This window comes from Kitasatospora sp. NPDC036934 (assembly GCF_055608425.1).
In genome coordinates, this window is the sequence record NZ_JBVJQR010000003.1 from 265539 (window position 1) to 288989 (window position 23451).

Annotated in this window: 19 protein-coding genes; 11 read left to right on the forward strand and 8 right to left on the reverse strand. The window is 74.4% G+C overall.

Features of this window, described 5'->3' with window-relative positions; all coding sequences use genetic code 11:
* Positions 1-366: 366 nt before the first annotated feature.
* The 3 genes from ACZ7BZ_RS06280 to ACZ7BZ_RS06290 form a co-directional block, all read right to left on the reverse strand.
* The gene (locus tag ACZ7BZ_RS06280) at positions 367-2343 is read right to left on the reverse strand and encodes a protein kinase domain-containing protein (protein WP_470357342.1); all 1977 of its coding nucleotides are present in this window, start codon (positions 2341-2343) and stop codon (positions 367-369) included.
* A gap of 92 nt (positions 2344-2435) precedes the next feature.
* Complete coding sequence (locus tag ACZ7BZ_RS06285; protein ID WP_470357343.1) at positions 2436-2735, reverse strand: hypothetical protein; 300 nt, start codon at positions 2733-2735, stop codon at positions 2436-2438.
* A 144-nt stretch (positions 2736-2879) separates the two neighbouring features.
* Entirely contained in the window at positions 2880-3641 is a 762-nt protein-coding gene (locus tag ACZ7BZ_RS06290) for a dienelactone hydrolase family protein (protein ID WP_470357344.1), read from the reverse strand.
* A 93-nt stretch (positions 3642-3734) separates the two neighbouring features.
* On the opposite strand from ACZ7BZ_RS06290, the gene ACZ7BZ_RS06295 reads away from it, so the two are divergent.
* The gene (locus ACZ7BZ_RS06295; protein WP_470357345.1) at positions 3735-4061 is read left to right on the forward strand and encodes a DUF6191 domain-containing protein; all 327 of its coding nucleotides are present in this window, start codon (positions 3735-3737) and stop codon (positions 4059-4061) included.
* Positions 4062-4084: 23 nt separating this feature from the next.
* On the opposite strand, the gene ACZ7BZ_RS06300 is transcribed toward ACZ7BZ_RS06295, so the two are convergent.
* Positions 4085-5041 (reverse strand): (2Fe-2S)-binding protein, encoded by a 957-nt coding sequence (locus ACZ7BZ_RS06300; RefSeq protein WP_470357346.1) that lies wholly within the window; start codon positions 5039-5041, stop codon positions 4085-4087.
* Positions 5042-5213: 172 nt separating this feature from the next.
* On the opposite strand from ACZ7BZ_RS06300, the gene ACZ7BZ_RS06305 reads away from it, so the two are divergent.
* The 10 genes from ACZ7BZ_RS06305 to ACZ7BZ_RS06350 all read left to right on the forward strand — a co-directional run bounded on the left by ACZ7BZ_RS06305 (position 5214) and on the right by ACZ7BZ_RS06350 (position 17611).
* Complete coding sequence (locus ACZ7BZ_RS06305; protein ID WP_470357347.1) at positions 5214-6248, forward strand: FecCD family ABC transporter permease; 1035 nt, start codon at positions 5214-5216, stop codon at positions 6246-6248.
* An 89-nt stretch (positions 6249-6337) separates the two neighbouring features.
* Positions 6338-7375 (forward strand): FecCD family ABC transporter permease, encoded by a 1038-nt coding sequence (locus tag ACZ7BZ_RS06310; RefSeq protein ID WP_470357348.1) that lies wholly within the window; start codon positions 6338-6340, stop codon positions 7373-7375.
* A complete protein-coding gene (locus tag ACZ7BZ_RS06315) occupies positions 7372-8223 on the forward strand; it encodes an ABC transporter ATP-binding protein (protein WP_470357349.1) in 852 nt (283 codons plus the stop codon). Before ACZ7BZ_RS06310 ends, ACZ7BZ_RS06315 begins: the two co-directional genes overlap by 4 nt.
* A gap of 51 nt (positions 8224-8274) precedes the next feature.
* Positions 8275-9273, forward strand: a complete 999-nt coding sequence (locus tag ACZ7BZ_RS06320; RefSeq protein ID WP_470357350.1) for an ABC transporter substrate-binding protein — start codon at positions 8275-8277, stop codon at positions 9271-9273.
* Positions 9274-9418: 145 nt separating this feature from the next.
* Positions 9419-10618, forward strand: a complete 1200-nt coding sequence (locus ACZ7BZ_RS06325; protein WP_470357351.1) for an ATP-grasp domain-containing protein — start codon at positions 9419-9421, stop codon at positions 10616-10618.
* Positions 10615-12366: an IucA/IucC family protein gene (locus ACZ7BZ_RS06330; RefSeq protein WP_470357352.1), complete on the forward strand. Its 1752-nt coding sequence runs from the start codon at positions 10615-10617 to the stop codon at positions 12364-12366. The genes ACZ7BZ_RS06325 and ACZ7BZ_RS06330 overlap by 4 nt, the downstream gene beginning before the upstream one ends.
* Complete coding sequence (locus tag ACZ7BZ_RS06335) at positions 12360-13547, forward strand: MFS transporter (protein ID WP_470357353.1); 1188 nt, start codon at positions 12360-12362, stop codon at positions 13545-13547. The genes ACZ7BZ_RS06330 and ACZ7BZ_RS06335 overlap by 7 nt, the downstream gene beginning before the upstream one ends.
* Positions 13544-15394 (forward strand): IucA/IucC family protein, encoded by a 1851-nt coding sequence (locus ACZ7BZ_RS06340; protein WP_470357354.1) that lies wholly within the window; start codon positions 13544-13546, stop codon positions 15392-15394. Before ACZ7BZ_RS06335 ends, ACZ7BZ_RS06340 begins: the two co-directional genes overlap by 4 nt.
* Positions 15391-16608 carry a type III PLP-dependent enzyme gene (locus ACZ7BZ_RS06345; protein ID WP_470357355.1) on the forward strand — a complete coding sequence of 406 codons (1218 nt, stop codon included), beginning with the start codon at positions 15391-15393 and terminating at the stop codon, positions 16606-16608. The genes ACZ7BZ_RS06340 and ACZ7BZ_RS06345 overlap by 4 nt, the downstream gene beginning before the upstream one ends.
* A 205-nt stretch (positions 16609-16813) precedes the next feature.
* A complete protein-coding gene (locus ACZ7BZ_RS06350; RefSeq protein ID WP_470357546.1) occupies positions 16814-17611 on the forward strand; it encodes an inositol monophosphatase family protein in 798 nt (265 codons plus the stop codon).
* A gap of 77 nt (positions 17612-17688) precedes the next feature.
* Here the strand turns inward: ACZ7BZ_RS06350 and ACZ7BZ_RS06355 are convergent, their stop codons facing one another.
* The 4 genes from ACZ7BZ_RS06355 to ACZ7BZ_RS06370 all read right to left on the reverse strand — a co-directional run bounded on the left by ACZ7BZ_RS06355 (position 17689) and on the right by ACZ7BZ_RS06370 (position 23386).
* The gene (locus ACZ7BZ_RS06355) at positions 17689-19203 is read right to left on the reverse strand and encodes a pyridoxal phosphate-dependent decarboxylase family protein (protein ID WP_470357356.1); all 1515 of its coding nucleotides are present in this window, start codon (positions 19201-19203) and stop codon (positions 17689-17691) included.
* A complete protein-coding gene (locus ACZ7BZ_RS06360) occupies positions 19200-20654 on the reverse strand; it encodes a diaminobutyrate--2-oxoglutarate transaminase (protein WP_470357357.1) in 1455 nt (484 codons plus the stop codon). The genes ACZ7BZ_RS06355 and ACZ7BZ_RS06360 overlap by 4 nt, the downstream gene beginning before the upstream one ends.
* A gap of 276 nt (positions 20655-20930) precedes the next feature.
* On the reverse strand, positions 20931-21680 hold the full coding sequence (locus tag ACZ7BZ_RS06365) for a response regulator (RefSeq protein ID WP_470357358.1): 750 nt from the start codon (positions 21678-21680) through the stop codon (positions 20931-20933).
* Entirely contained in the window at positions 21677-23386 is a 1710-nt protein-coding gene (locus ACZ7BZ_RS06370; RefSeq protein WP_470357359.1) for an ATP-binding protein, read from the reverse strand. The genes ACZ7BZ_RS06365 and ACZ7BZ_RS06370 overlap by 4 nt, the downstream gene beginning before the upstream one ends.
* Positions 23387-23451 lie beyond the last annotated feature (65 nt).

Here is a 23451-nt window from a genome sequence, read left to right on the forward strand (position 1 = left end):
CAATCCAGCAGGTGAATTGACAGGTCTGCCTCAGTTATTGGCCAGGTCCCGCCAGTTGGTAAAGGAATTCAAAGGTCGGTCAAATCGGGGCAATCCACGGCGTCTTGCAGGGGGTTCCGATTCGAACCAGCGCCGAACCGCCTGCATCGACGGCCGATCTCCCGTCGACCGCCAATCCGGCGAGCGCCGTTGATCATTGTTGATCACGGGCCGGTCGACTTTTACATCTCTGTAGAACTTTTCATACATACCCTTGACAGCCGGATGGCGAGGTCTCGCCACCGGCCACCCTTGCCCGCCGAACGACGGTCTGCTAGAGATTCGGCCGGCACGCCGGGCAGAGCACCGCACCGCCATGGCGGTGTGTCACTGCAGCCGCCATTCCTGGGCCGTGTTCCCGGGCGTGCAGGCGACCATGGTGACGACGTTGCCCGGCCCGTTGTCCGTCATGCAGGACTGGTTCTGGTAGTCGGCCAGGGTGTACGACCCCGCAGTGCTGCCGGCCCGGACCGTCCACCGGGTGAGGAAGCTGAAGCCGTTGCTCAACACCACCTTGCCGTCCATGGTCTGGACCAGCTGGGGGCCGCCGCTGTTGCAGGCGTTGAACAGGATCCAGTTGCCGGGATCGGTGGACCGCACCCAGCCGTACTGCGAGGCGCCGCCGAGGACGAGCGGGTTGTCCCCGTTCAGGTTGTCGTCACGCATCCCGATCGGACGACCGTCCCGGACACTGACGATGGAGCTCCAGTTGCCGCCGCCGCAGGACGGCGGCCGAGGGTTGCCACCCGTCGACGCGCTACCCGAACCGCCGCCCTGCGAGGTCGAGTTGCCGGGCTTGGCAGGCGGCTGGTCGGCCGTGCCGCCCCCGCCGGCGGGCTGGTTGGCCTGGCCGCCGGCGGAGCTGCCGGGCGCCGCGCCACCGGGGTTCGCAGCACCGCCCGGGCTCGTGCCCCCGCCGGGGTTGGTACCGCCGCCGTGCCCCGGTCCGCCGCCGTTCGCACCGCCGTTCCCACCTTGGGTCGGCACCGGGACGGGCACCTGGGCGCCAGCCGTCGGCTGGCCTGCAGCGGGGGTGCCCGACGGGGTGTCGGTCGGCTGCGGGGTGGCGGGCGCGGAGGCGGTGGCGGCCTCGCCGGTGGTGCCCGGGGCGGCCGGGACGGTCACCACCACGGTGGGTAGGGCGGCCGGCGGCGCGGCCGCGTCGGCACTGCCGGGGCCGCGGTCGACGAAAAGCGCGGTCGCCGTGCCCACCGAGATGACGATCGGGACGACGACCGGCAGCAGCAGGGTGCGGCGCGAACGGCGCCGGCCCGGCTCGGTCTCCGCCCGCGGGTCCACCTTCACCACCTGCTCCGGTCCGGCCGGAGCGGCGGCCCCGCCCGGGACCACCGCCGGTACGCCCGCCGGGGCCGCCGCCCCCTCCCGCAGGTCGATCGTCGCGGTGTCCGCCGCCTTCCGCGCCGCACCCGGCAGGCCGATCGCCACCCGGGCCGCCGCCGCCATCCCGGCGGCGCTCTCGAAACGGTCCTCGGGGCTCTTGGCCAGCGCGGTCGCGACCAGCGCCCGCACCGCCGCCGGGAAGGTCTCCGGCAGCTCCGGCACCGGCTGGTTGACGTGCTTGAGCGCGACCTGCAGCGGGCCCTCCCCCTGGTACGGCACCCGGCCGACCAGCAGTTCGTAGCAGACCACGCCGATCGAGTAGAGGTCGGAGGCCGGGCCGGTGTCCTCCCCGGAGGCCTGCTCGGGGGACATGTAGGCCGCGGTGCCGATGATCGCGTAGGGCACGGTGAGCTTGGTGCTGGCGACGGCCCGGGCGATGCCGAAGTCGGTGACGACCACCCCGCCGTCCTCGCGCACCATCAGGTTGGAGGGCTTGAGGTCGCGGTGCACGATGCCCCGCCGGTGGGCGGCGTGCAGCGCGTCCAGGGCTTCGGCGAGCAGGCGCAGGGCGCGCTCGGCGCTCAGCGGACCGTCCTCCTTGAGCACCCGGTCCAGCGGCCGGCCCTCGATCAGGTCCATCACGATGTAGGCGCAGTGCTCGTCGCGGCCCTCGCCGCCCTCGCGGCCCTCGCGGCCCTCGCCGCCCTCGCCGCTCTCGCCGCTCTCGCCGTAGTCGTGCACGCCCACGATGCCGGGGTGGTCGATCGCCGCGACCAACTGGGCCTCGCGGCGGAACCGTTGCACGGCGGTGCCGTCCTCGAACAGGTCCGCCCGGAGGATCTTGACGGCCACCGACCGGGCCAGCACCTGGTCCTCGGCCCGCCAGACCGAGCCCATCCCCCCGCCGCCGATCTTCTCGACCAGCGTGTACCGCCCGCCGAGCACGGTGCCCGCGCTACTCATCTCCCCTGCCCCCAGGTGTCATGACCCTCCCCCGGGTCGTCGGCACTCAGTGTGCCAGAGGGTGCCCTCGGCTCAGCAGGGGCCACCAGGCCTCAAAGTCCGGCGTCCCGGGCGTTTCGGACCTGCTCGAACACCTCCCGGACGGCCGCGGCGACCACCGCCGGCCGGTCCCCGTGGACGGCGTGCCCGACACCGGGCACCACCCTGTGCACACCCCGGGCGGCACCGGCCGTGATCCGCGCCTGTGCGGCGGTGAAGCGGGCACGCAGCGAGCGGGGCAGCCCCTCGGTCGCGCTCAGCACGGTGACCTGCACCTCGGGCAGCGGCCCGGCGGCCCGCAGCCGGCGCAGCCGGGCGGTGGCGCGGTTGGACAGCCGGTCCTCCGCGAGCACGGCCCGTCGCTGATGGGGGTGGGCGAGGACGGCCGCCTCGGCCCGGGCGAGCGCCCCCGCAGGGCCCGGTGCGGCCGACCTGCGCCGCGAGGGTCAGGACCGGGGCGCGGTCGGGGTCGGCCCGATCGGGCGCCGGTCCCGCGATCAGGCCGGCAGGTTGCGCTTCAGCAGGTCGAACAGCGCCGACCAGTGCCGGGCGTCGCCGACCGCGTCGTAGCGGGTGGTGTCGGCCTGGGTGTAGCCGTGCCCGGCGCCCTCGTACACCTCCGACCGGTGGCGGACGCCGGCGGCGGTGAGGGCCTCGTCGAGCCGGGCGATCTGCTCGGGCGTCATCGACTCGTCCTGGTCGGCGTGGCCGAAGTACAGCTCGGCGGTGACCCGTCCGACCTCCAGGTGCGGGCTGTCCGGGCGGTCGGTGACGAGGCGGCCGCCATGGAAGCCGGCCGCGGCGGCGACCCGGCCCGGGTGGCCGATGGCGGTGCGCAGGGCGAGGTAGGCGCCGAGGCAGTAGCCGGTGACGCCGATCGGGCCGTCCGTGACCAGCGGGGAGCCCGCGAACCAGGTCAGGTAGGCGTCCGCGTCACGGACCACCACGTCCGGGGCGGTGGCGGGCAGGAGCAGCGGGCCGATCTGGGCGAAGATCTCATCGCACTGCTCGATGTCGATCAGCTCGGGGAGTTCGACCAGCGGCGCCCGGCCGCTGCGGTAGTACACGTTGGGGACGAGGACGGTGTAGCCGGCCTCGGCGATCCGGTCGGCCATGGTCTTCAGGTGGGGCCGGAGCCCGAAGGCGTCCTGGTAGAGCAGGACGCCCGGGTAGGGCCGGCCGTCGTCGGGGTGGGTGAGGTAGGCCTCGGCGGTGCCGTCCGCCGTCGGGATGTCCACGAGGGTTCCGCGCACGGTCATGGGTGAGAGTTCTCCTTAGGATCCGTGGGCAGCGTAACCCGTGGATGCCCGGAACCGGGAACGCCCGTGCGACGGTCGTGCGTTGGGCCGGACATGGGATTGGTCGTGGGCGTGGTGTGCGTGGTGGCGGTACTGGTCGGGCTGGTGGTGCTGGCCGGCTTGCAGGTCCGGGACGAGTCCTCGCCGCACCGCCGGAGCAGGCCCGCGGTCGGGGTCGGCGGTGGCGGTGGCGGTCTGGTGGACGAGTTGCACGCGATGTTCAGCCCGGGCAAGCGGATCCAGGTCGAGCAGCGGCGGGAGCAGACCTCGCGCCGGGACGACACCGAGGCCGGGGCGCCGCCGCACTTCGGGGTGGACCTGGACCGGGGCGTGGCGGTGCTGCGGCGACAGCCCGAGGGCGACGGGGGCGCCCAGCGGTAGGGCGTGTCTTCGAACTCCCGCCGTCAGAACCGGCGCAGCCGCTCCTCGTCACCGGTGCGCGGGCAGGTCAGACAGGCGACGGCCGCCGGCTTGACGGCGTAGTAGAGGCAGCAGCCGAGCCGGGTGCGGGTGTGGTGCTCGCGGCCGTCCGGGGTGCGCAGCCGGCGGAAGTCGGCGGCTCCGGCCAGCGGTTGGGTGCCGCCGGGCAGCAGGGCTGCGGCGGCGGCCACGGCGGCGTCCTCGCCCGCGGTTCCACCGGCCCCGGAGTCCGGCACGTCCCCTGCCCCCGCCGCATCCCCGGCGGCGTCGAGCATCCGGCCGAGGTACCAGACGGCGGAGGCGAGGTCGTCGGTCACCATGCCCCAGAGCGCGCGGTCGCGGCGCCGGGTCGGGCCGGCGAAGGCGGCGAGCACCGGATCGAGGTGGGCGACCACGGCCGCTCGCAGTTCGGCGCGCAGTTCGTCGTCGCCGGGGTGGGTGGCGTGGCCGCGCGGGCGCAGTGCGAGCTCGCCGGTGGGGGCGTGCAGCCAGAGGTCGGCGGGATCGACGGCGGGGACCCGCCGGGTCAGCTGCCAGGGGCCGGCGATCAGCAGGCAGGCGGTCCAGGCGTAGTGGTGGAGCAGCCGGGAGGCGGTGACGTGCGGGCGGGGCGCGCAGCCGTGTTCGGCGGCGATGCGAGCCTCCTGGCCGGCCAGGACGGCGGCCAACGCCCGTTCGTCGGTGGCCAGTCGGGCGCCGGAGTACCAGCCGTCGGCGGCCGACGGGTCGGGCTCGGCGGGGTCGAGCAGGTGCAGCCGCAGGACGGGGCAGAGTTCGCGCAGCCGCTCGTAGTCGCGGACCAGCGCGGCAGCCGGAGCGTCAGGCCGCGTGACAGCCGGGGCGACGGGCGGGGCGGCAGCCGACGCGACGTCCGCGACTGAAGGCGACGCGCCGGGCAGCACCGGAGCCGGGGCGACGGGCAGGGGTGTTCCGGGGACCATCGGCGCTCGCTCCCGAGTTCGACATCGACTCCGAGTGATCGATTAAGGTGAGCCTCACCTTACAATGCCTCAGGGGGTGCACCAACCGCCCGGCCGCCCCACCGGCCACCCCCGCTCGCCCATCGACTCGACCTTGACGAACTTAGGCAAACCTAACCTAAGATATCGACTCGTGTTGAGAACCGACCCGCCGGCCACCACGGCCCCGGCGACGCCCCGTTCCCCGGCGATCCGGCGGCCCCTGCTGCTGATCGCCGGAGCGTGCGCGCTCGTAGTGTGCGCCGCCCTGAGCCTCGCGCTGGGCTCCCGAGCCATCCCACTGTCCACCGTCGTCGACGCCCTCACCGGCGCCGCCCACGGCGGGGACGCCGATGTGGTGACGGGCCTTCGAGTCCCTCGCACGGTCATCGGACTGGCCGTCGGGGCCGCGCTCGGCGTCGCCGGGGCGGTCGCCCAGGGCGTCACCCGCAATCCGCTGGCCTCCCCGGTCACCCTCGGCATCAACGCCGGCGCGAGCCTCGCCGTGGTCGCCGCGATCTACGCGCTGGGCCTGTCCCGGCCGTCCCAGTACGTCTGGTTCGCCTTCGCCGGGGCGGCCGTCGCCGCCGTCGCCGCGTACACCATGTCCCGCCGCGGCGGGGACCTCGACCCGGTCCGGCTGGCGCTCGGCGGCACGGTGCTCACCGTGGTGCTCACCTCCTGGACCTCCGCGCTGATGCTGGCCAGTCACCGCACCCTGGACGAGGCCCGGTTCTGGCTGGCCGGCTCGATCGCCGGGCGGCACCTGGACACCCTCACTCCCGTGCTGCCCTTCCTGGTGCTCGGCCTGGCGGCCGCCTTCGCGGTCTCCCCCGCGCTCAACGCGCTGGCCCTGGGCGACGAGACCGCCCAGGCGCTGGGCGTGCCGGTGGCCCGGGTCCGGGTGGTCGGCGGACTCGCCGTGGTCCTGCTCGCGGGCAGCGCGGTCGCCGTCTCCGGCCCGGTGGCGTTCATCGGACTGGCCGCGCCGCACCTGGTCCGCGCGCTGCTCGGCAACGACCACCGCTGGCTGCTGCCCGGCTGTCTGGTCACCGGCCCGCTGCTGCTGCTCGCCGCCGACGTGCTCGGCCGGCTCGTGGTGCAGCCCTCCGAGATCGAGGTCGGCATCGTGACCGCCTTCCTCGGCGCACCGCTGCTCGCGGTGCTGGCCCGGAAGGTGGCCAAGTGAGCGCGCGGAACGGGCGAACCGTCCAGAACGGCACCGTGAGCGAAGCCCCCACCGAGCGAAGCGTCGGACGGGCGGAGCGCGGTGGGCGCATGAGCCCGCTCGCCGCCCCGCTGAGCGCGATCGCGCGCCGCCGGGCCCGTACCGCTGCCTGGTCGCTGCTGGCCGTCGCCCTGCTGGTACTGCTCACCGGCATCGCGCTCGGCACCGGCCAGGTGAACATCTCCGCCTGGGACGCACTGCGCGCCCTGTTCGGTCAGGGCGAGCCCGGCGACGTCCTGGTGGTGCAGCAGTTCCGGGCGCCGCGGGTGGTGTCGGCACTGATCGCGGGCGCCGGACTGGCGATGGCCGGCTCGATGCTGCAGCGGCTGTTCCGCAACCCGCTGGCCGCCCCCGACACCATCGGCATCACCGGCGGTGCCTCCTTCGGCGCGGTGCTGATGCTCGCCACCGGCGCCTCCCAGCAGTTCATCCCGCTGGCCGCGGTCGGCGGCGGACTGCTCGCCGCGCTGCTGCTGGGCGGCTTCGCCTGGCGCTCCCGGATGGCCGTGACCCGGCTGGTGCTGGTCGGTCTGGCGGTCCAGCAGGGCCTCGCCGCCGCCGTGAACCTGATGATCGTACGGTTCCCGGCCGAGTTGGCCTCCTCCGCGATGCAATGGACCACCGGCTCGCTGTACGGGCGCAACTGGACCGAGGTGTGGATCGGCGGCACCGCCATCGCGCTGACCGCCGGGGCCCTGGTGCTCTGCCAGCGGCGGGTCGCCGTCCTCGACCTCGGCGACGAATCGGCCGGCGGCCTCGGCCTCGACGCCGCCCGGGACAGGCTCTGGTTGCTGCTGCTCACCGTCACCCTCGCCTCGCTGGCCGCCGCCCTCACCGGGCCGGTCGCCTTCGTCGCGCTCGCCGTCCCCCACCTGGTCCGGCTGCTCGCCGGACCGCCCACCCCCGGCACCCTCGGCCTCACCGCGCTCACCGGCGCCGTGCTGCTGCTCTCCGCCGACCTCCTCGTCCTGCACGTGATCCCCGTCCACGGCCTGCCGGTCGGTGCCGTCACCGCCACCCTCGGCGCGCCCTGGCTCCTGGTGCTGATGATCCGCCAGGGCCGGCTTCCCCAGAGGAGCAGCTCATGACCAGCCCCACGGAGTCCAGCCGGCTCGCCGCCCACGACCTCGCGCTGCGCTACGGCGACCGCACCATCGTGGACGGGCTCGACCTCGAACTGCCCGGCGGCGCCGTCACCGCGATCGTCGGACCGAACGCCTGCGGCAAGTCGACCCTGCTGCGCGGCCTCGTACGACTGCTCGACCCGGCCGCCGGCACCGTCACCCTGGACGGCGCCGACATCCACCGGATGCCCGCCCGCACCCTCGCCAAGCGGATGGGCCTGCTGCCGCAGCAGCCGGTCACCCCCGAGGCGGTCACCGTCGAGGCGCTGGTACGGCTCGGCCGCTACCCGCACCAGCGGATGCTCAGCCCGTGGTCAAAGGCCGACCAGGCGGCGGTCGAGGAGGCGCTGGCGCGCACCGGCACCGCCGAACTGCGCGACCGGCAGGTCGACCGGCTCTCCGGCGGTCAGCGCCAGCGGGTCTGGATCGCCCTCGCCCTCGCCCAGGAGACCGACCTGCTGCTGCTCGACGAGCCGACCACCTTCCTCGACCTGCGGCACCAGCTCGACGTGCTGGACCTGGTCGCCGACCTGCACGCCGAGGCCGGGCGCACCGTCGTCATGGTGCTGCACGACCTCGGGCAGGCCGCGCGGTACGCCGACCACCTGGTGGTGCTCAAGGACGGGCGGCTCGCCGCGGCCGGTCCGCCCGCCGAGGTGCTGACGGCCGAGCTGGTGGAGGCCGTGTTCGGCGTGCCCTGCCGGGTGGTGCCCGACCCGGAGACCGGCACCCCGCTGGTCGTGCCGCGTGCCCGGGTCCGCGCCGCCACCGCGCCCGCCGCGTCCGCGGCCGTCGCCGCCACCGCTCTCTGACCCGAACCCCCGTTTCCCGTCCCCCTGTTCGACCCGATCCAAGGAACTCCGATGAACCGCCGACTCCCCGTCGCCGTCCTCGCCGTCACGCTGTCCGCCACGCTCCTAGCCGCCTGCGGCAGCACCGGTGACGGCGCCAGGTCGGGCGGCGACTCCGCCTCCGCCGGCGCCTCGGCCGGCACCGCCGCCGGGTTCCCGCGCAGCGTCAAGCACGCCGCCGGGACCGCCCAGATCAAGGCGCAGCCCAAGCGCGTCGTGGTGCTGGACAGCGGCGAGCTGGACGACGTCACGCTGCTCGGCATCACCCCGGTCGGTGCGGTGTCCCCGCACATGAAGACCGAGGGCGGGTTCCCGAACTACCTCAAGGACAAGATCAAGGACACCAAGGACGTCGGCCCGATGAACGAGCCGAACCTGGAGCTGATCGCCTCCCTGAAGCCCGACCTGATCCTCTCCTCCAAGGTCCGGCACGCCAAGGTGTACGACCAGCTGAACGCGATCGCGCCGACGGTGCTGGCCGAGACCACCGGCTTCCCGTGGAAGGAGAACCTGGCGCTGTACGCCCAGGCGCTCGGCAAGGAGGACGAGGCGAAGAAGGCGCTGGCCGACTACGAGGAGCGGGCGCACAAGCTGGGCGAGGCGATCAGGGCGAAGTACAACGGGACGATGCCGACCGCCTCGGTGGTCCGCTTCGTGGCCGGCCCGACCCGGCTGTACGCCAAGGCCTCGTACAGCGGTGTGGTGCTCAAGGACGTCGGCCTGACCCGCCCGGCCTCGCAGGACGTGGACAAGAACATCATCGAGGTCAGCGCCGAGCAGATCAACCAGGCCGACGCCGACCTGGTGTTCGTCACCACGGCCGACGACCCGACCAAGACCAAGGAGAGCGAGGTCCAGCAGACCCCGGTCTGGAAGGGCCTGAACGCCGTCAAGAACGACAAGGTGTTCACCGTGCCGGACGAGACCTGGATGTCCGGCATCGGCGTGCAGGCCGCGGACGCGATGCTCGTCGACATCGCCAAGGCGGCGGGTGTGGACGCGCCGAAGTAGCCGTCGCTTCGCCCTCCACGAACAGCTGATGGCGAACAGATTTCAGAGTTCAGCTGACAGATGTCAGATAACAGATAACAGATTTCAGACCCTGTCACCTGTTCGCCGTCCCCCGTCCGTCACCACGCCCCCCGAGGACACCGCCATGCGGCTCTACCTGCTCGCCCTCAACACCACCGACTCGGTCACCCGCGGCTTCCTGCCCGCCGCCGCCCGGCTCGGACTCGACGTCACGGTCCTCACCGACCACGTCGAGGACCACCAACGCGCCTACGCCAGAGCAGGGTTGGCGTGCGAGGTGGTGGAGTGCGACGTCCAGGACTTCCGCGAGGTGATCGGGCTGATATCGCAGCACCACACCCCCGACGCGGTGTTCAGCAACAGCGATCACCTGCAGACCCAGACCGCCCTGGTAGCCGAGTACTTCGGCCTGGCCGGCAAGGACTGGAAGGCCGCCCTGCGGGCCAAGAACAAGGGCGAACTGCGTCGCCACCTGGCCGAGTCCGGGCTGGATCAGGTCAGCTCCGCCGAGCTGGCCCCCGGGCAGGACCCGGCCGGCCTCAACCCGCCGTTCCCGTGCATCGTCAAGCCCCGCGAGGGCGTCGCCAGCGAGGACGTCACGCTGGTCGCCGACGCCGCCGAACTCGCCCAGCGCGTCGAGGAGATCCAGCAGCGCCGCCCCGGCGCCACCCTGGTGGTCGAGGAGTTCCTGGCCGGCGAGCTGTGCACCCTGGAGACCCTCGGCGACGGCCGGGCCCGGCACGTCCTCGGCGGCTTCCGCACCCGGCTCTCCCCGCCGCCGGACTTCATCGAGGAGGTGCTGACCTTCACCCCCGCGCACCCCCGGCCGGTGGTCGACCAGGTCCTCGCCCAACTCGACGCCCTCGGCGTCGGGCTCGGCGCCTGCCACACCGAGTTCGTCCTCCAGCCAGACGGGCGCGCCCGCATCATCGAGGTCAACTACCGCGCCATCGGCGACCAGTGCGACCTGATGCTCGCCGAGATCCTCGAGATCCCCTACTTCGAGCTGGTGCTGCGCGCTCACCTCGGCGAGCGGCTGCCCGCCGACCTCGGCGCCCGCGCCGACCGTCGGGCCCGCCACGAGCGGGTCTGCGCGGAGCGGGCCGGCACCCTCACGGCCGCACCCGAACCGCACTTCGAGCGACGGGCCGACGGCGTCACCCTCTCCTACCTGCCGGTGCGCGAACTCGGCGCCCGGCACGGGCTCTACCGCACCAACCGCGACTACCTGGGCATCGTCTGGGCGGTCGGCCCGGACCAGGGCGCGGTGGACGCCGCCGTGGCGGAGTTCATCACCGCCAACCGCTGGGAGATCACCCCATGACCCCGACCGGCCCGGCGCTGACCGCCGCACCCCCGGCCCCGACCGCGGCTCCCTCCCCTGCCCCTGCCCCCGCCCCCGCCGAACAGCTCACGCTGCGCGTGCTGTCCGCGCTGCTGCGCGAGGACGTGCTCGGCCTCCGCACCGGCGGCGTCCTGGAGCAGCGGCCCGACGGCCCCTGGCTGACCGACGGCACGCTCGCCCTCCCGGTCGTCCCCGACGGCTTCCAGGGCGACCACGCCGCCCGGCTGCCGGTCCTGGAGGTGGAAGGCACCCGTCTCACCGACCTGACCGCCGTCCTCGCCCGGCTGGCGGAGCGCGCCGACCCGCAGGACCGCCCCGGCCACCTGGCCTTCGCCGAGGAGTGCCGGCAGACCCTCGTCACCATGGAACTGCACGACCGGGTCCGGCCCGAGGTGCTCGACCGGCTCGCCGGACGGTACGGCGTGGACGTGTCCGGCTGGACCGGCCCGAGCGGCGCGCTGGGCTTCGAGGCACTCGCCGCCTTCCTGGACCATCCGGTCTACCCCACCGCGCGCGGCCGATCCGATCTCACCGAACCCCAACTGCGCTCGTACGCACCTGAGTTCCACCCCAGCTTCGAACTGCGCTGGCTCGCCGTACCGGCCGGGCGGCTGACCGTGCGCGGCGACGGACCGCTGCCCTCCTGGTGGCCGAGCGCCGAACAGCTCGGCGTGCCGGGCGAGTTCGAGACAATCCCGGTCCACCCGCTCACCGCCGGCGAGGACTTCGCGCGGATCGCGCCCGGCGCGGTGCTCGCCCCCGAGCCGTACCTCGAGGTGCTGCCGACGCTGTCCATGCGCACCGTCGCCGTCGTCGAGGATCCTTCCTGCCACCTCAAGCTGCCGCTCGCCACCGCCACCCTGGGCCTGCGCAACCGGCGCACCATCAAGCCGGTCACCCTGGTCAACGGCGCGGTCGGACAGCGGCTGGTGGAGGCGGTGGCCGCCGGGGAGCCACGCTTCACCGGCCGGGTGCTGCACGCCGACGAGCAGCATTACGCCCACGCCGACGACGAGTTGCTCGCCGTCCTGCTGCGCCGCTACCCGGACGGCCTGGACGGGGCGGTCACCGTCCCGTTGGCCGCCCTGCTGGCCGGGGCGCCGGACGGGCGGCTGGTGATCGACCACCTGGCCGACCGCTTCCACCACGGTTCCGTCCCCGCGCTGTACGAGTCCCTGCTGCGACTGCTGGTCGACTGGCAGACCACCCTGTTCGGCCACGGCATCGCCCTGGAGTCCCACCAACAGAACACCTCACTGGTCCTGGACGACTCCGGCCTGCGGCTGCTCTACAAGGACAACGACGGCCCCCGGGTCAACACCGCCCGGACGGCCGCCTCGCCGATCGCCGAACTGGCCGAAATGGCCGCCGAGTTCCGCGACCCGCGGATCCTCGGCGAGCAGGACGGGGCTCTCACCGACCTGTTCACCACGATCACCGGCCACCTGTGCACGGCCTCGCTCGCCTTCGGCCTGGCCGAGCACGGCCGGATGCCGCTGGAGCGGAGCCTGGAGCTGCTGCGCGCCGTCCTCACCGAGGCGCTCGACCGCCTCGGCCCGGCCGGGCAGCCACTGCGCACCGCCCTGCTGGACGCCGAACGGCTGCCGGTCAAGGCCATGGTGAGCGCCGGCACCCTGCTCAGCAAGGAGCGTAGCGGCGCCGCCGACATCAACAAGCACTACACCGACGGGCCCAACTACCTGCTGCCGAAGGACTGTTCATGGTGACCGCCGAGCCGCTGCCGCGCCCGGCCGACGCCGTCGGACTGGAGCGGCGCCAGGTGCACGCGGTGGCGGCCTGCTACTTCGTCGCCTCCTTCGCGGCCCTCGGCCTGCCGCCCTACCTCACCGAGATCCTGCCCGGTCTCGGCGACCACAGCGGGCACTGGGCGGGGCTGCTCTACATCGTGCCGACCGTCTTCACCGCCCTCGGCGCACCGCTGTGGGGCCGGCTGGCCGACCGATTCGGCCAGAAGCGGCTGCTCCTGCGCGCCCAACTCGGCCTCGCGGTCTCCTTCCTGCTCGCCGGTGCGGCCGACAGCCTGCCCGCGTTCACCATCGCGCTGGTGCTCCAGGGCCTCCTCGGCGGCACCTTCTCCGCCACCAACGGCTACCTCGCCGCGGCCCTGGACGGCTCCCAGCTGTCCAAGGCGCTGACCCTGATGCAGGGCAGCGCCCGGGCCGCGCTGGTCGCCGCGCCGATCCTGGTGGGCGCGCTGTCGCCGTGGATCGACCCGCACCGGCAGTACCTGGTGATGGCGGTGCTGCCGCTGACGGCCGCGGTCCTGCTCAACTCCCTGCCGGAGCCCTCCCGTCCGGCCGCCGCCCGGGCGGGCCGCGACACCGCACCGGCCGACCCGCCGGGCTCGCTCAGGCTGCTCTACACCTTCGAGTTCGCCTTCGTCTTCGCCACCATCATCTCCTTCCCGTACCTGATCACCCTGGTCCAGCAGCGGCTGCCGGGCGTCAACGGCACGGTCGCGGGCCTGCTGTTCGCGCTGCCGCACCTGGTCTACCTGATCGGCGCCGCTCGGGTGCACGCCGCCGTCGAGGCGCGCCCCCGCAGCGGGCTCGCCCTGGGCTTCGCCCTGGTCGCCGTCGGACTGGCCGGCCACGCCCCGGCCCACTCCCTGCTCACCTTCGCCCTCACCCGGGCGGTGCTCGGCCTCGGCATGACCTTCGGCCTGGTCTGCCTCGCCGTCCTCGCCGCCGAAGCCGCCCGCGGCCGCGCGCCGGGCCGGATGTTCGGCACCCGCGAAACCGTATCCAAGTGCGGTGCCGTCGCCGCCGGACTGGCCGCCGCGCTCGCCAACGGCAGCAGCGGACCGGCCGCCCCGGTCGTCACCGGCACCGTCGCCGCGCTGGCCGCCGCCCTGCTCGCCCTCCTGACCCGTAGGAGTCCCCGATGACCGCCCGGCCCACCACGCTCCCCGCCAGCCCGTCGACCACCGCACCCACCGGACTGCCCGGATCCGAACTGCTCGACGACGGACTGCCTGGATCCGCGCTGCTCGACGCCGAACTGCCGGGCGCCGACGACGCGGTGGCCCACACCCTGCTCAACTGCCTACTGCGCGAGGTGTCCGCACCCGAGCACCAGACCGCCGTCGACGACGGCCGGCTGCTGCTGCGCCTGCCGCGCCGCGGCACCCTGCTGCGGGTCGCCCTGCGCCGCACCTCGCTGCTCGGCGCCCACCGGTTCACCGGACCGGTGCACGAGGAAACGCCGGACGGCTGGCGCGAGTTGGGCTGGCGCGAACTCGCCGGGTACACCCAGGACGAACTGGAGCTGCGCACCGGCACGGTGAACGAGGAGTTCCTCGACCAGGTGGCGTCCAGCCACCGGGGCGTCGACGCGGGCCTGGCCGACCGTCCGGCCGCCGGAACGGACCGCTACCTGGAGTCCGAGCAGGCCCTGCTGTTCGGCCACCGCTTCCACCCTGCCCCCAAGTCCCGTTCCGCCGCCCGCGGCGACTGGCGTCACTACGCCCCCGAGTCCCGCGCGGCCTTCCCGCTGCGCCACTTCGCCGTCCGCGCCGAACTGCTCGCCGAACAGTCCCTGGACGCCGGGGCGAGCGCGGTACTGGAGGGCCTCGGCGAGGTGCCGGACGGCTACCGACTGCTGCCCGTCCACCCCTGGCAGTACCAACTCATCGGCGAACACCCACTGTTGCGCGCCGCCCTGGCCCGCGGCGACGTCCTCGACCTCGGCCCGCGCGGCGAGAACTTCGCCGCCACCGCCTCGGTGCGCACCCTGTACGGCGCGGACGCCTTCCTCAAGTTCAGCCTCAACGTCCGCATCACCAACTGCCTGCGCAAGAACGCCGCCTACGAGCTCACCGGAGCCGTCGAACTCACCCGGCTGCTGGACCCGGTGCTCACCGACCTCGCCCGGCGCTTCCCGGACGCGGCGATGCTCCGCGAGCCCGCCTTCCGCACCCTCGCCCTGCCTGGCCCCGACGGCCGGCCCGACCAGGCACTCTACGAGGGCTTCGGCCTGATCCTGCGCGAGGGCCTCGGCGGCGTGCTGCGCCCCGGCATCACCCCGCTGCTCGCGGCCGCCGTCGCCGACGAGCACCCGACCAGCTCGGCGCACATCTCCCGCCTGCTGGGTGGGAGTTCGGACAACGCCCGGGCCCTCGGCTGGTGGCGCGACTACCTGCGGCTGCTCCTCCCGCCGGTACTGGCCGCCTACTTCGACCACGGCGTGGTGCTGGAGCCGCACCTGCAGAACGTGCTGATCGGCGTCGCCCCGGACGGACGTCCCGCGCAGGTGCTCTTCCGCGACCTGGAGGGCACCAAGCTGCTCCCCGAGCAGAACGCCGAGCTGCTGGCCGCCCTGCCGCCCGAGGTGGCCGGTCCGATGACCTACGACGCCGAACGCGGCTGGGACCGGGTGGTCTACTGCCTGCTGGTCAACCACGTCGCCGAGTTGCTCGCCGCCCTCGCCGACCGCCACCCCGAGCTGGAGGGCGCGCTCTGGCAGACCGTCCGGGACACCCTGGAGGAGTACGCCGCCGCGCACGGGCGCCCGCCCCGGCTGCGGGCGCTGCTGGCCGGCGTCCCGCTGCCCGCCAAGGCCAACCTGTTGACCCGTTGGGAGCGCAAGGCCGACCGCGAGGCCGGGTACGTCCGGCTGCCCTCCCCACTGGCCGGCTCAGTGCTCGCCGAGGCCGCCCGGATGACCACCCGGACGACCAGCCGGACGACCAGCCGGACGACCACCGACCTTCCCACCGGGAGCACCCCTCGATGAGCAGCACCGCGCACCGCGACACCGTCCAGCGGCGGGTCGCCGACCTCGCGCCCGACGAACTGCCCGCCTACGTCTACGACCTGGCCGCGCTGCGCGAGCACGCCGCCGCCGTCCGGGCCGCGCTGCCCGACCGGGTCGAGCTGTACTACGCCGCCAAGGCCAACCCGGAGGCGCCGCTACTGACCGCGCTGCGTGCCGTCGTAGACGGCTACGAGGTTTCCAGCGGCGGAGAGTTGGCGCACGTACGGGCCGCCGTACCGGACGCTCCGCTGGCCTTCGGCGGGCCGGGCAAGACCCCGGCCGAGATCGCCGCCGCCGTGGACGCGGGGGTGCACCGCTGGCACGTCGAGAGCGAGCAGGAACTGCACCGGCTGGCCGCCGTACTCGCGGAGCGGCCCGGGGCGAGTGTGGACGTCCTGCTGCGGGTCAACCTGCCGGTGACCACCGACGCCCTGGACGCGGTGCCGCTGGCGATGGGCGGACGGCCCACCCCGTTCGGCCTCGACCCGGACCGGGCCGAGGAGTGCGTCCGGCTGCTCACCGACGGTGGACCGCTCGGACACCGGCTGCGCCTGCGCGGAGTGCACGCCCACCTGGCCAGCGGGCTGGCGGCGGCGGAACAGCTGTCGGTCGCCGAGCAGATCGTCAACTGGTCGGCCGACCTGGCCGCACGGCACGGCCTCCCGCTCACCGAGGTCAACATCGGCGGCGGGATGGCGGTGGACTACGAGGGTCCGGAGCGGCGCTTCGACTGGACGGCCTTCGGCGAGGGCCTGGCCAAGCTGCTGGACGCCCACCCCGGGCTGATCCTGCGGATCGAGCCCGGGCGGGCGCTGACCGCCTACTGCGGCTGGTACGCGACCGAGGTGCTGGACGTGAAGCGCAGCCACGGCGAGGAATTCGCGGTGGTCCGCGGCGGCACCCACCACCTGCGCACCCCCGCCACCCGCGGGCACTCCCAGCCCTTCACGGTGCTCCCGGTGGACGCCTGGCCGCACCCCTGGCCCCGCCCCGCGGTCGGCACCGGCCGGGCCACCCTGGCCGGACAGCTGTGCACCCCGAAGGACGTGCTGGCCCGGGCGGCGGACGGCGCGGCCGGCCTGCGGGCCGGGGACCGGGTGCTGTTCGCGATGGCGGGCGCGTACGGGTGGAACATCTCGCACCACGAGTTCCTGATGCACCCCCGCCCGGGCTTCCACTACCTGGGCGGCTGACGGCGACCGGTTCACCGGGGGTCGGCGGACGGATGGCGGGCACCAGCCGACAGCTGACAGCTTTCAACATCTGTCATCTGTCATCTGTCATCTGTTCGCCGCCTCCCCCGTTCTTCGCCGGCCAATCCCCGCCACCCGTCCGCCGACACCGGCTCCGCGCACTCGTGCGAAAGTGGTAACCGGCGAAGGGAGCGCGAACGTGCTGATGGACAAGGTGGCGGAGATACTCGCCGAGGCGTCGGCCGAGGCGGTGGAGCCGCGTTTCCGGGCGCTCAGCGCCGGCGAGGTGATGGAGAAGGCACCCGGTGAGATCGTGACGATCGCCGACCGCGAGGCCGAGGCGATCATCGCCCGTCGTCTGCACGAGCTGCTGCCCGTCCCGGTGGTCGGCGAGGAGGCCGTGGCCGCCGACCCGTCGCTCGCCCAGGCCATCCACGACGAGCCCGCCGTCTGGCTGGTCGACCCGGTGGACGGTACCTCCAACTTCGTCGCGGGCCGTCCCGACTACGCCGTGATGTGCTCGCTGGTCCGCGGCGGCCTGACCGTCGCCTCCTGGATCTGGCAGCCCGCCGCCGCGACCGCCTACCGCGCCGAACTGGGCGCCGGTGCCTGGCGCGACGGCGAACGCCTCACCCGCCTGCCGGCCCCCACCGAGGCCGGGAAGCTGACCGGCATCCTGAAGAGCCGCTTCCTCGACCCGGCCGACCGCCGCCGGATGGAGGCCAACTGCTCGGTCTTCGGCGAGATCGACCCCGGCCGGAGCGCCGCCGGGATCGAGTATCCGGAGGTCGTCGAGGGCCGGGTCGACTTCATCTTCTACTGGCGCACCCTCCCCTGGGACCACGCCCCGGGTTCGCTGCTGCTCACCGAGGCCGGCGGCGTCGCGGCCCGCATGGACGGCAGCCCGTACCGCCCGGAGGCCCCGGGCTGCGAGGACGGCCTCCTGATCGCCGCCGACCCGGACTCCTGGGAGCTGACCCGCGGCATCCTGCTGAACACCTGACGGCCGCCCGCCCGACTCCCGCCCCCGCTCCACGCCCCCGACGCCGGACACGCACCGGCGCCCGCCCCGCGACGCCGCTACCCCGCCCGCTCCCCCGCGACCTTGCGCCCCGCGCCGACCACCTCCCGCAGCAGCGCGCCCACCTCCCCCGCCGTGGTGTGCGGGTTGAGCAGGGTGAGCTTGAGCCGCACCCGCCCCGGCCCGTCCCCGGGCAGTTCGGTGCGCCCGACCACTGCGCGCCCGGTGCGCAGCAGGAGCCGGCGCAGCTGCCCGTTCAGCTCGTCCACGGCGGCCTCGTCCGTCAGCCCGGGCGGGCGGTAGCGGAACAGCAGCACGGTGAGGACCGGTTCGGCGTGCAGTTCGAGCGAGGGTTCGGCCCGGACGGCGGCCGCCGCCGCCAGCGCCAGGTCGTGGCAGGCGTCGACGAGCCGGCCGAGCCCCTCGCGGCCGAGGGTGCGCAGGGTGACGGCGAGTTTGAACGCGTCGGCCCGCCGGGTGGTGCGCAGCGAGCGGCCGAGCAGGCTGGGGTAGCCGGCCTGCTCGTCGTCGACCGGGTTGAGGTACTCGGCGCGCCGCGCCAGCGAGACGTACGTCTCCGCCCGCCGGACCAGGAACACCCCGGCGGCCGCGGGCTGCCAGCCGAGCTTGTGCCAGTCGAGGGAGACGGAGTCGGCGCGGGCGATGCCGTCGAGCAGCGGGGCGAGCCGGTCGGAGAGCAGCGCGCCGCCGCCGTACGCGGCGTCGACGTGCAGCCAGGCGCCGTAGCGGCCGGCCAGGTCGGCGGCGGCGTCCAGCGGGTCGATGGCGCCGGTGTCGGTGGTGCCGGCGGTGGCGACGACGGCGATCGGGGTGCGGCCGGCCCAGCTGGCCTCGGCCAGGGAGCGTTCCAACTCCTGCGGGGGCATCCGCAGTCGGCGGTCGACGGGGACGGCGAGGACGGACCGTTCGCCGAGCCCGAGCAGGGCAGCCGCACGCTGGACGGAGAAGTGGGCCGCTTCGGAGGCGAGGATGCACGGCCGGGCACCGACCGGGATGCCGTCCAACTCCACGATGCCGTCGAGCTTCTGGTCCCGCGCCAGCATCAGCCCCATCAGGTTGGACTCGGTGCCGCCGGAGGTGAGCACCCCGGCCGCGCGCGCCGGGTCGTAGCCGACCAGGGCGGCGAGTTCGGCGAGCAGTGCGGTCTCCAGCGCCGTGGCGGCGGGGGCCTGGTCCCAGGAGTCCTGGGAGGGGTTGAGCACGCTGACCGCGAGGTCGGCGGCGGCGGCGACGGCGAGCGGCGGGCAGTGCAGGTGGGCGGCGCAAGCCGGATCGGCGGGGTCGGCGGCGCCGTGGGCGAGCAGTTCAGTGAGCCGGGCGAGCGCGCCGCGCCCGCCGGCGCTGGAGAGCCCGTCCGCGACCAGGGCGGCGATCTCCGCCGGGCTGCCGGCGGGCACCGGTCCGGAGCGCAGCGCTGTGCCGGTGTCCAGGGCGTCGAGGACGGTGGCCAGCAGCGGGCCGAGTGCCCCCGGGCCGTGCGCTCCGCCGGCGAGGGCGGCCAAGTCGCCTCCCTCGTCGGATAGTTCGGGCACCGCCCCGGAGTCGTCGGTCATGCCCCACCCCGGGCGGCCGGAGCGACGGCAGAAGCTGCGGCCGGAGCAACCGCCGGGGCCTCCGCCGAGGTCCGGGCCGAGGCCACCGCGATCGCCTCCGCCAGCCGCTCCAGGACGGCCGCGATCTGCTCGTCGGTGATGGTGAGCGGGGGCAGCAACCGCAGCACCGCGTCGTGCCGCCCGCCGAGTTCGACGATCAGCCCGCGCTCCAGGCACGCCTCCCGGACCCGTACGGCGAGCGCCGGATCGGCGGGCCGGGCGCCGCAGGCGTCGGGGTCGACGGTCGGGTCGACCAGTTCGACACCGATCATCAGCCCGCGCCCGCGCACGTCGCCGATCGCCGGCAGTTCGGCGGCGAGTTCTCGCAGCCGGTCGGCCATCCGGGCACCGGCCACGGCGGCCCGCTCGGCCAGCCCGTGCGCGGCGACGTACCGCAGTGTCGCGGCGCCGGCGGCCATGGCGAGGGTGTTGCCGCGGAAGGTGCCGGTGTGGGCGCCGGGCCGCCAGCCGTCGTAGTCCTCGCGGTAGACGACCACGGCGAGCGGCAGGCTGCCGCCGATGGCCTTGGAGAGCACCATGGCGTCCGGCACGATGCCGCTGTGCTCGACGGCCCACATCGCGCCGGTGCGTCCGACGCCGGTCTGCACCTCGTCGACGATCAGCGGGATGCCGCGTTCGGCGGTGATCCGGCGCATCTCGCGCAGCCAGCCGTCGGGCGCGGGGACGACCCCGCCCTCGCCCTGGACCGCCTCCAGGATCATCGCGGCGGGCGGCACGACCCCGCCCGACGGGTCGTCCAGCAGCCGTTCCACATAGGTCACGCCGAGTTCGGCGCCCGCCTCGCCGCCGACCCCGAACGGGCAGCGGTAGCCGTACGGGTAGGGCAGCCGGACCACCTCGCCGCCGCTGGGCAGCGGTTCCTTGACGGCGACGTTGCCGGAGAGCGCGAGCGCGCCGGCCGTCATGCCGTGGTAGGCCCCGGTGAAGGCGAGTGCGCCGGGGCGCCCGGTGGCGGTCTGCATCAGCTTGAGGGCGGCCTCGACGGCGTCCGTCCCGGCCGGTCCGCAGAAGTGCACCCGGGCGCGGGCGGCGAACTCGGCGGGCAGGCTGTCGAACAGCGCGCTGGTGAAGTCGTCCTTCTCCGCGGTGGCGAGGTCGAGCAGGTGCAGCGGGGCGCCGCTGTCGAGGGTGCGGCGGATCGCCTGCAGCACGACGGGGTGGTTGTGTCCGAGGGCGAGCGTTCCGGCGCCGGAGAGGCAGTCCAGGTAGCGGCGGCCGTCGGCGCCCTCGACGGTCATGCCGTGGGCCCGCACCGGGACGATCGGGAAGGAGCGGGCGTACGTCCGGGCGGCGGACTCGCGGACGCGCTGGCGGCGCAGGATGGCCTCACCGGGGGGCGGGGCCCCGGCGGCATCCGAAGCGGCCTGAGCGGGTACGGCGGCGAGCGACAAGGCGAACCCCCAGAAGAAGTTAGGTAAGCCTAACTTTATCGTCGGTGACCTGGCGGCCTAGGCCGGGGGCACCGAGAACCACCCGAGTGAGTGAACCTCCCCCGGTTTCGCGTACGCCGCCCCCGGCCGATTTCAACGAGCGCCGCACCGGGACGTCACGCCACCGACCACAACCGACCGATACCGACTGCTACCGACCGGATCCCGTCGACTCCGCCCGATCCCAGCCGGAGTCGACCGGATCCACCCGCACCCCACGGGGGTGGCCGGGGATCCTCATCGCCCCTTCCAGCGGTAGCAGAGCTCCGGCCGCCCGACACTGCCGTACTGCGGCTCGCGCACCGCCCGCCCGGTGTCCACCAGGTGTTCCAGGTAGCGCCGCGCGGTGATCCGGGACACCCCGGCGGCGGCACCGGCAGCGGCCGCCGACAGCCCGGTCGCGGTCTCCCGCAACACCGTGGCCACGGCGTCCAGGGTGGGCGCGCTCAGTCCCTTGGGCAGCGAGTTGCGCTCGGGCGTGCGGAGCAGGGCGAGCGCCTGGTCGACCTCTTCCTGCCCGGTGGCCTCGCCGGTGCGCCCGAGGCTGTCGCGGTAGCGGGCGTAGCGCTCCAGCCGGTCGTGCAGGGCCGCCGCGCTGAACGGTTTCAGCAGGTACTGCACCACCCCCGCCGAGACCGCCTGCCGCACCATCGCGAGGTCACGGGCCGAGGTGACCGCGATGACGTCGGTGCCGTGCCCGGCGGCGCGCAGCGTGCGGCACAGCTGGAGGCCGTGGCCGTCCGGCAGGTAGAGGTCGAGCAGGGTGAGGTCGACGGGCGTTCCGGCGGACCGCGCCCGTTCCAGGAAGCGCAGCGCGTCGGCGCAGCTGTGCACGGTGCCGACGGCGCGGAAGCCGGGCTCGCGCTCCACGTAGAGGGTGTGCGCGGCGGCGGCCACCGGGTCGTCCTCCACCACCAGCACGGAGATCCCGCCGCCCACCCCGCCCACCCCGCCCGCCCAGTCGGCGCCGTCGCTCACGCCGCTCACGCCGGGACCTCTTCGCACTCGTCGGAGCGGACCAGGCCCCCGGTCAGCGGCAGCCGTACGGTGAGCACCGCGCCGCGCTCGCGCCCGACCTCGACGGTGCCGCCGTTGCGCCGGGCTGCCTGGGCGACCAGCGCCAGCCCGAGGCCGTGCCCGTGGCCGTCCTGCTTGGTGCTCCAGCCGCGCCGGAACACGTCCTCGACGGCGGCCGGGTCGATGCCCGCGCCGGTGTCGGCGACCCGCAGCAGCAGGCAGGCGGCCCGGGCGCCCGGGCCGGCCGCCGCGCCGCCCGGGTCGATCCGGGCGGTGACGGTGACCTCCGGCGCGTCCGGGCTCTGGGCGGACCCCGCGATCGCGGCGTCCACCGCGTTGTCGATCAGGTTGCCGAGGACGGTGATCAGGTCCCGGGTGGAGAGCCCGGGCGGGAGTACCCCGTCGTCGATCCGGCTGTCCTCGGTGAGGGTCAACTCCACGCCCCGCTCGGCCGCCTGGGCCGCCTTGCCGAGCAACAGCGCGGCCAGCACCGGCTCGCTGACGGCCGCTACCACCCGGTCGGTGAGCTGCTGGGCGAGCGCGAGCTCTGCGGTGGCGAACTCCACCGCCTGTTCGTGGCGCCCGAGTTCGATCAGCGAGACCACCGCGTGCAGCCGGTTGGCGGCCTCGTGCGCCTGCGCCCCGAGCGCCTCGGTGAAGCTGCGGACGGAGTCCAGCTCGCCGCTCAGCGACTGAAGTTCGGTGTGGTCACGGAGGGTCACCACCCGGCCGAGGCCGGTGCCGATGGTGGAGGTGTTGAGCACCACGACCCGCTCGGCCGTCAGGTGCACCTCGTCCCGCACCGGCTCCTCGCCGAGCACGGCGGCCACCAGCGCCTCCGGCAGTTCCAGTTCCGCCACCGGACGACCATCCAACTCGCCCTCCAGCCCCAGCAGTTCGCGGGCCGCGTCGTTGCAGAGCACCACCCGGTGCGCACGGTCGAGCAGGATCAGCCCCTCCCGCACCGAGCGCAGGGTCGCCTGGTGGTACTCGTAGAGGTGGCTGAGTTCGTCCGGCCGCATGCCGTGGGTGTGCCGCCGCAGCCGGGAGTTGGCGAGGTAGGTGCCCACCCCGCCGAGCGCGAGAGCTGCGACCGCGACCCCGACCAGGGCGAGCAGCGGGCCGCTCAACTGGGCGGAGATCGACTCCAGCGTCAGCCCGACACTGACCAGCGCGACCACCCGGTGCCGGTCATCCAGCACCGGGGTGACCACCCGCACGGACGGGCCGAGCGTGCCGGTGTACGTCTCGCTGCGGGTCTCGCCGGCCAGCGCCCAGTCGATGTGCCCGAGGTAGCGCTTGCCGATCTGCTCGGGCAGCGGGTGGGTCCAGCGCACCCCGTCGGTGTCCATGACGGTGATGAAGGAGACCCTGGAGTCCTGGCGCACCTGCTCGACGTACGGCTGGAGCACCGCGGTCGGGTCGGGCCCGGCGACGGCGGACCGCACCGCGGGGGAGTCGGCGACGGCGTGAGCGATCGAGGTGACCTCGCGGCGGGCCGCGTCCTCGGTGCGCTCGGCGGTGAAAAGGTACGCGAGCACCGCGCCGCCGGCGACCACGGCGGCGACGATGACCACCTGGACGACGAACAGCTGCCCGGCCAGGCTGCGGACCAGCCGGCGCGGCAGGGGGATCCCCCGGCGACGCGAGCGGGCGGGGGCGGTGCTCACGGACATGCATGCCAGTGTGCACCACGGCCCCGGACACCCCCAGCGGCCCGACGGTTCCCGCCCACCGTGAA

Excerpts from the sequence above, each read along its gene's own strand:
- ACZ7BZ_RS06370 (WP_470357359.1), bottom strand. The coding sequence starts at position 23,386 with ATGTCCGTGAGCACCGCCCCCGCCCGCTCGCGTCGCCGGGGGATCCCC.
- ACZ7BZ_RS06315 (WP_470357349.1), top strand. The coding sequence starts at position 7,372 with ATGACCAGCCCCACGGAGTCCAGCCGGCTCGCCGCCCACGACCTCGCG.
- ACZ7BZ_RS06335 (WP_470357353.1), top strand. The coding sequence starts at position 12,360 with ATGGTGACCGCCGAGCCGCTGCCGCGCCCGGCCGACGCCGTCGGACTG.
- ACZ7BZ_RS06355 (WP_470357356.1), bottom strand. The coding sequence starts at position 19,203 with ATGACCGACGACTCCGGGGCGGTGCCCGAACTATCCGACGAGGGAGGC.
- ACZ7BZ_RS06350 (WP_470357546.1), top strand. The coding sequence starts at position 16,814 with ATGGACAAGGTGGCGGAGATACTCGCCGAGGCGTCGGCCGAGGCGGTG.
- ACZ7BZ_RS06310 (WP_470357348.1), top strand. The coding sequence starts at position 6,338 with ATGAGCCCGCTCGCCGCCCCGCTGAGCGCGATCGCGCGCCGCCGGGCC.
- ACZ7BZ_RS06340 (WP_470357354.1), top strand. The coding sequence starts at position 13,544 with ATGACCGCCCGGCCCACCACGCTCCCCGCCAGCCCGTCGACCACCGCA.
- ACZ7BZ_RS06295 (WP_470357345.1), top strand. The coding sequence starts at position 3,735 with ATGGGATTGGTCGTGGGCGTGGTGTGCGTGGTGGCGGTACTGGTCGGG.
- ACZ7BZ_RS06280 (WP_470357342.1), bottom strand. The coding sequence starts at position 2,343 with ATGAGTAGCGCGGGCACCGTGCTCGGCGGGCGGTACACGCTGGTCGAG.
- ACZ7BZ_RS06300 (WP_470357346.1), bottom strand. The coding sequence starts at position 5,041 with ATGGTCCCCGGAACACCCCTGCCCGTCGCCCCGGCTCCGGTGCTGCCC.
- ACZ7BZ_RS06330 (WP_470357352.1), top strand. The coding sequence starts at position 10,615 with ATGACCCCGACCGGCCCGGCGCTGACCGCCGCACCCCCGGCCCCGACC.
- ACZ7BZ_RS06320 (WP_470357350.1), top strand. The coding sequence starts at position 8,275 with ATGAACCGCCGACTCCCCGTCGCCGTCCTCGCCGTCACGCTGTCCGCC.
- ACZ7BZ_RS06345 (WP_470357355.1), top strand. The coding sequence starts at position 15,391 with ATGAGCAGCACCGCGCACCGCGACACCGTCCAGCGGCGGGTCGCCGAC.
- ACZ7BZ_RS06290 (WP_470357344.1), bottom strand. The coding sequence starts at position 3,641 with ATGACCGTGCGCGGAACCCTCGTGGACATCCCGACGGCGGACGGCACC.
- ACZ7BZ_RS06325 (WP_470357351.1), top strand. The coding sequence starts at position 9,419 with ATGCGGCTCTACCTGCTCGCCCTCAACACCACCGACTCGGTCACCCGC.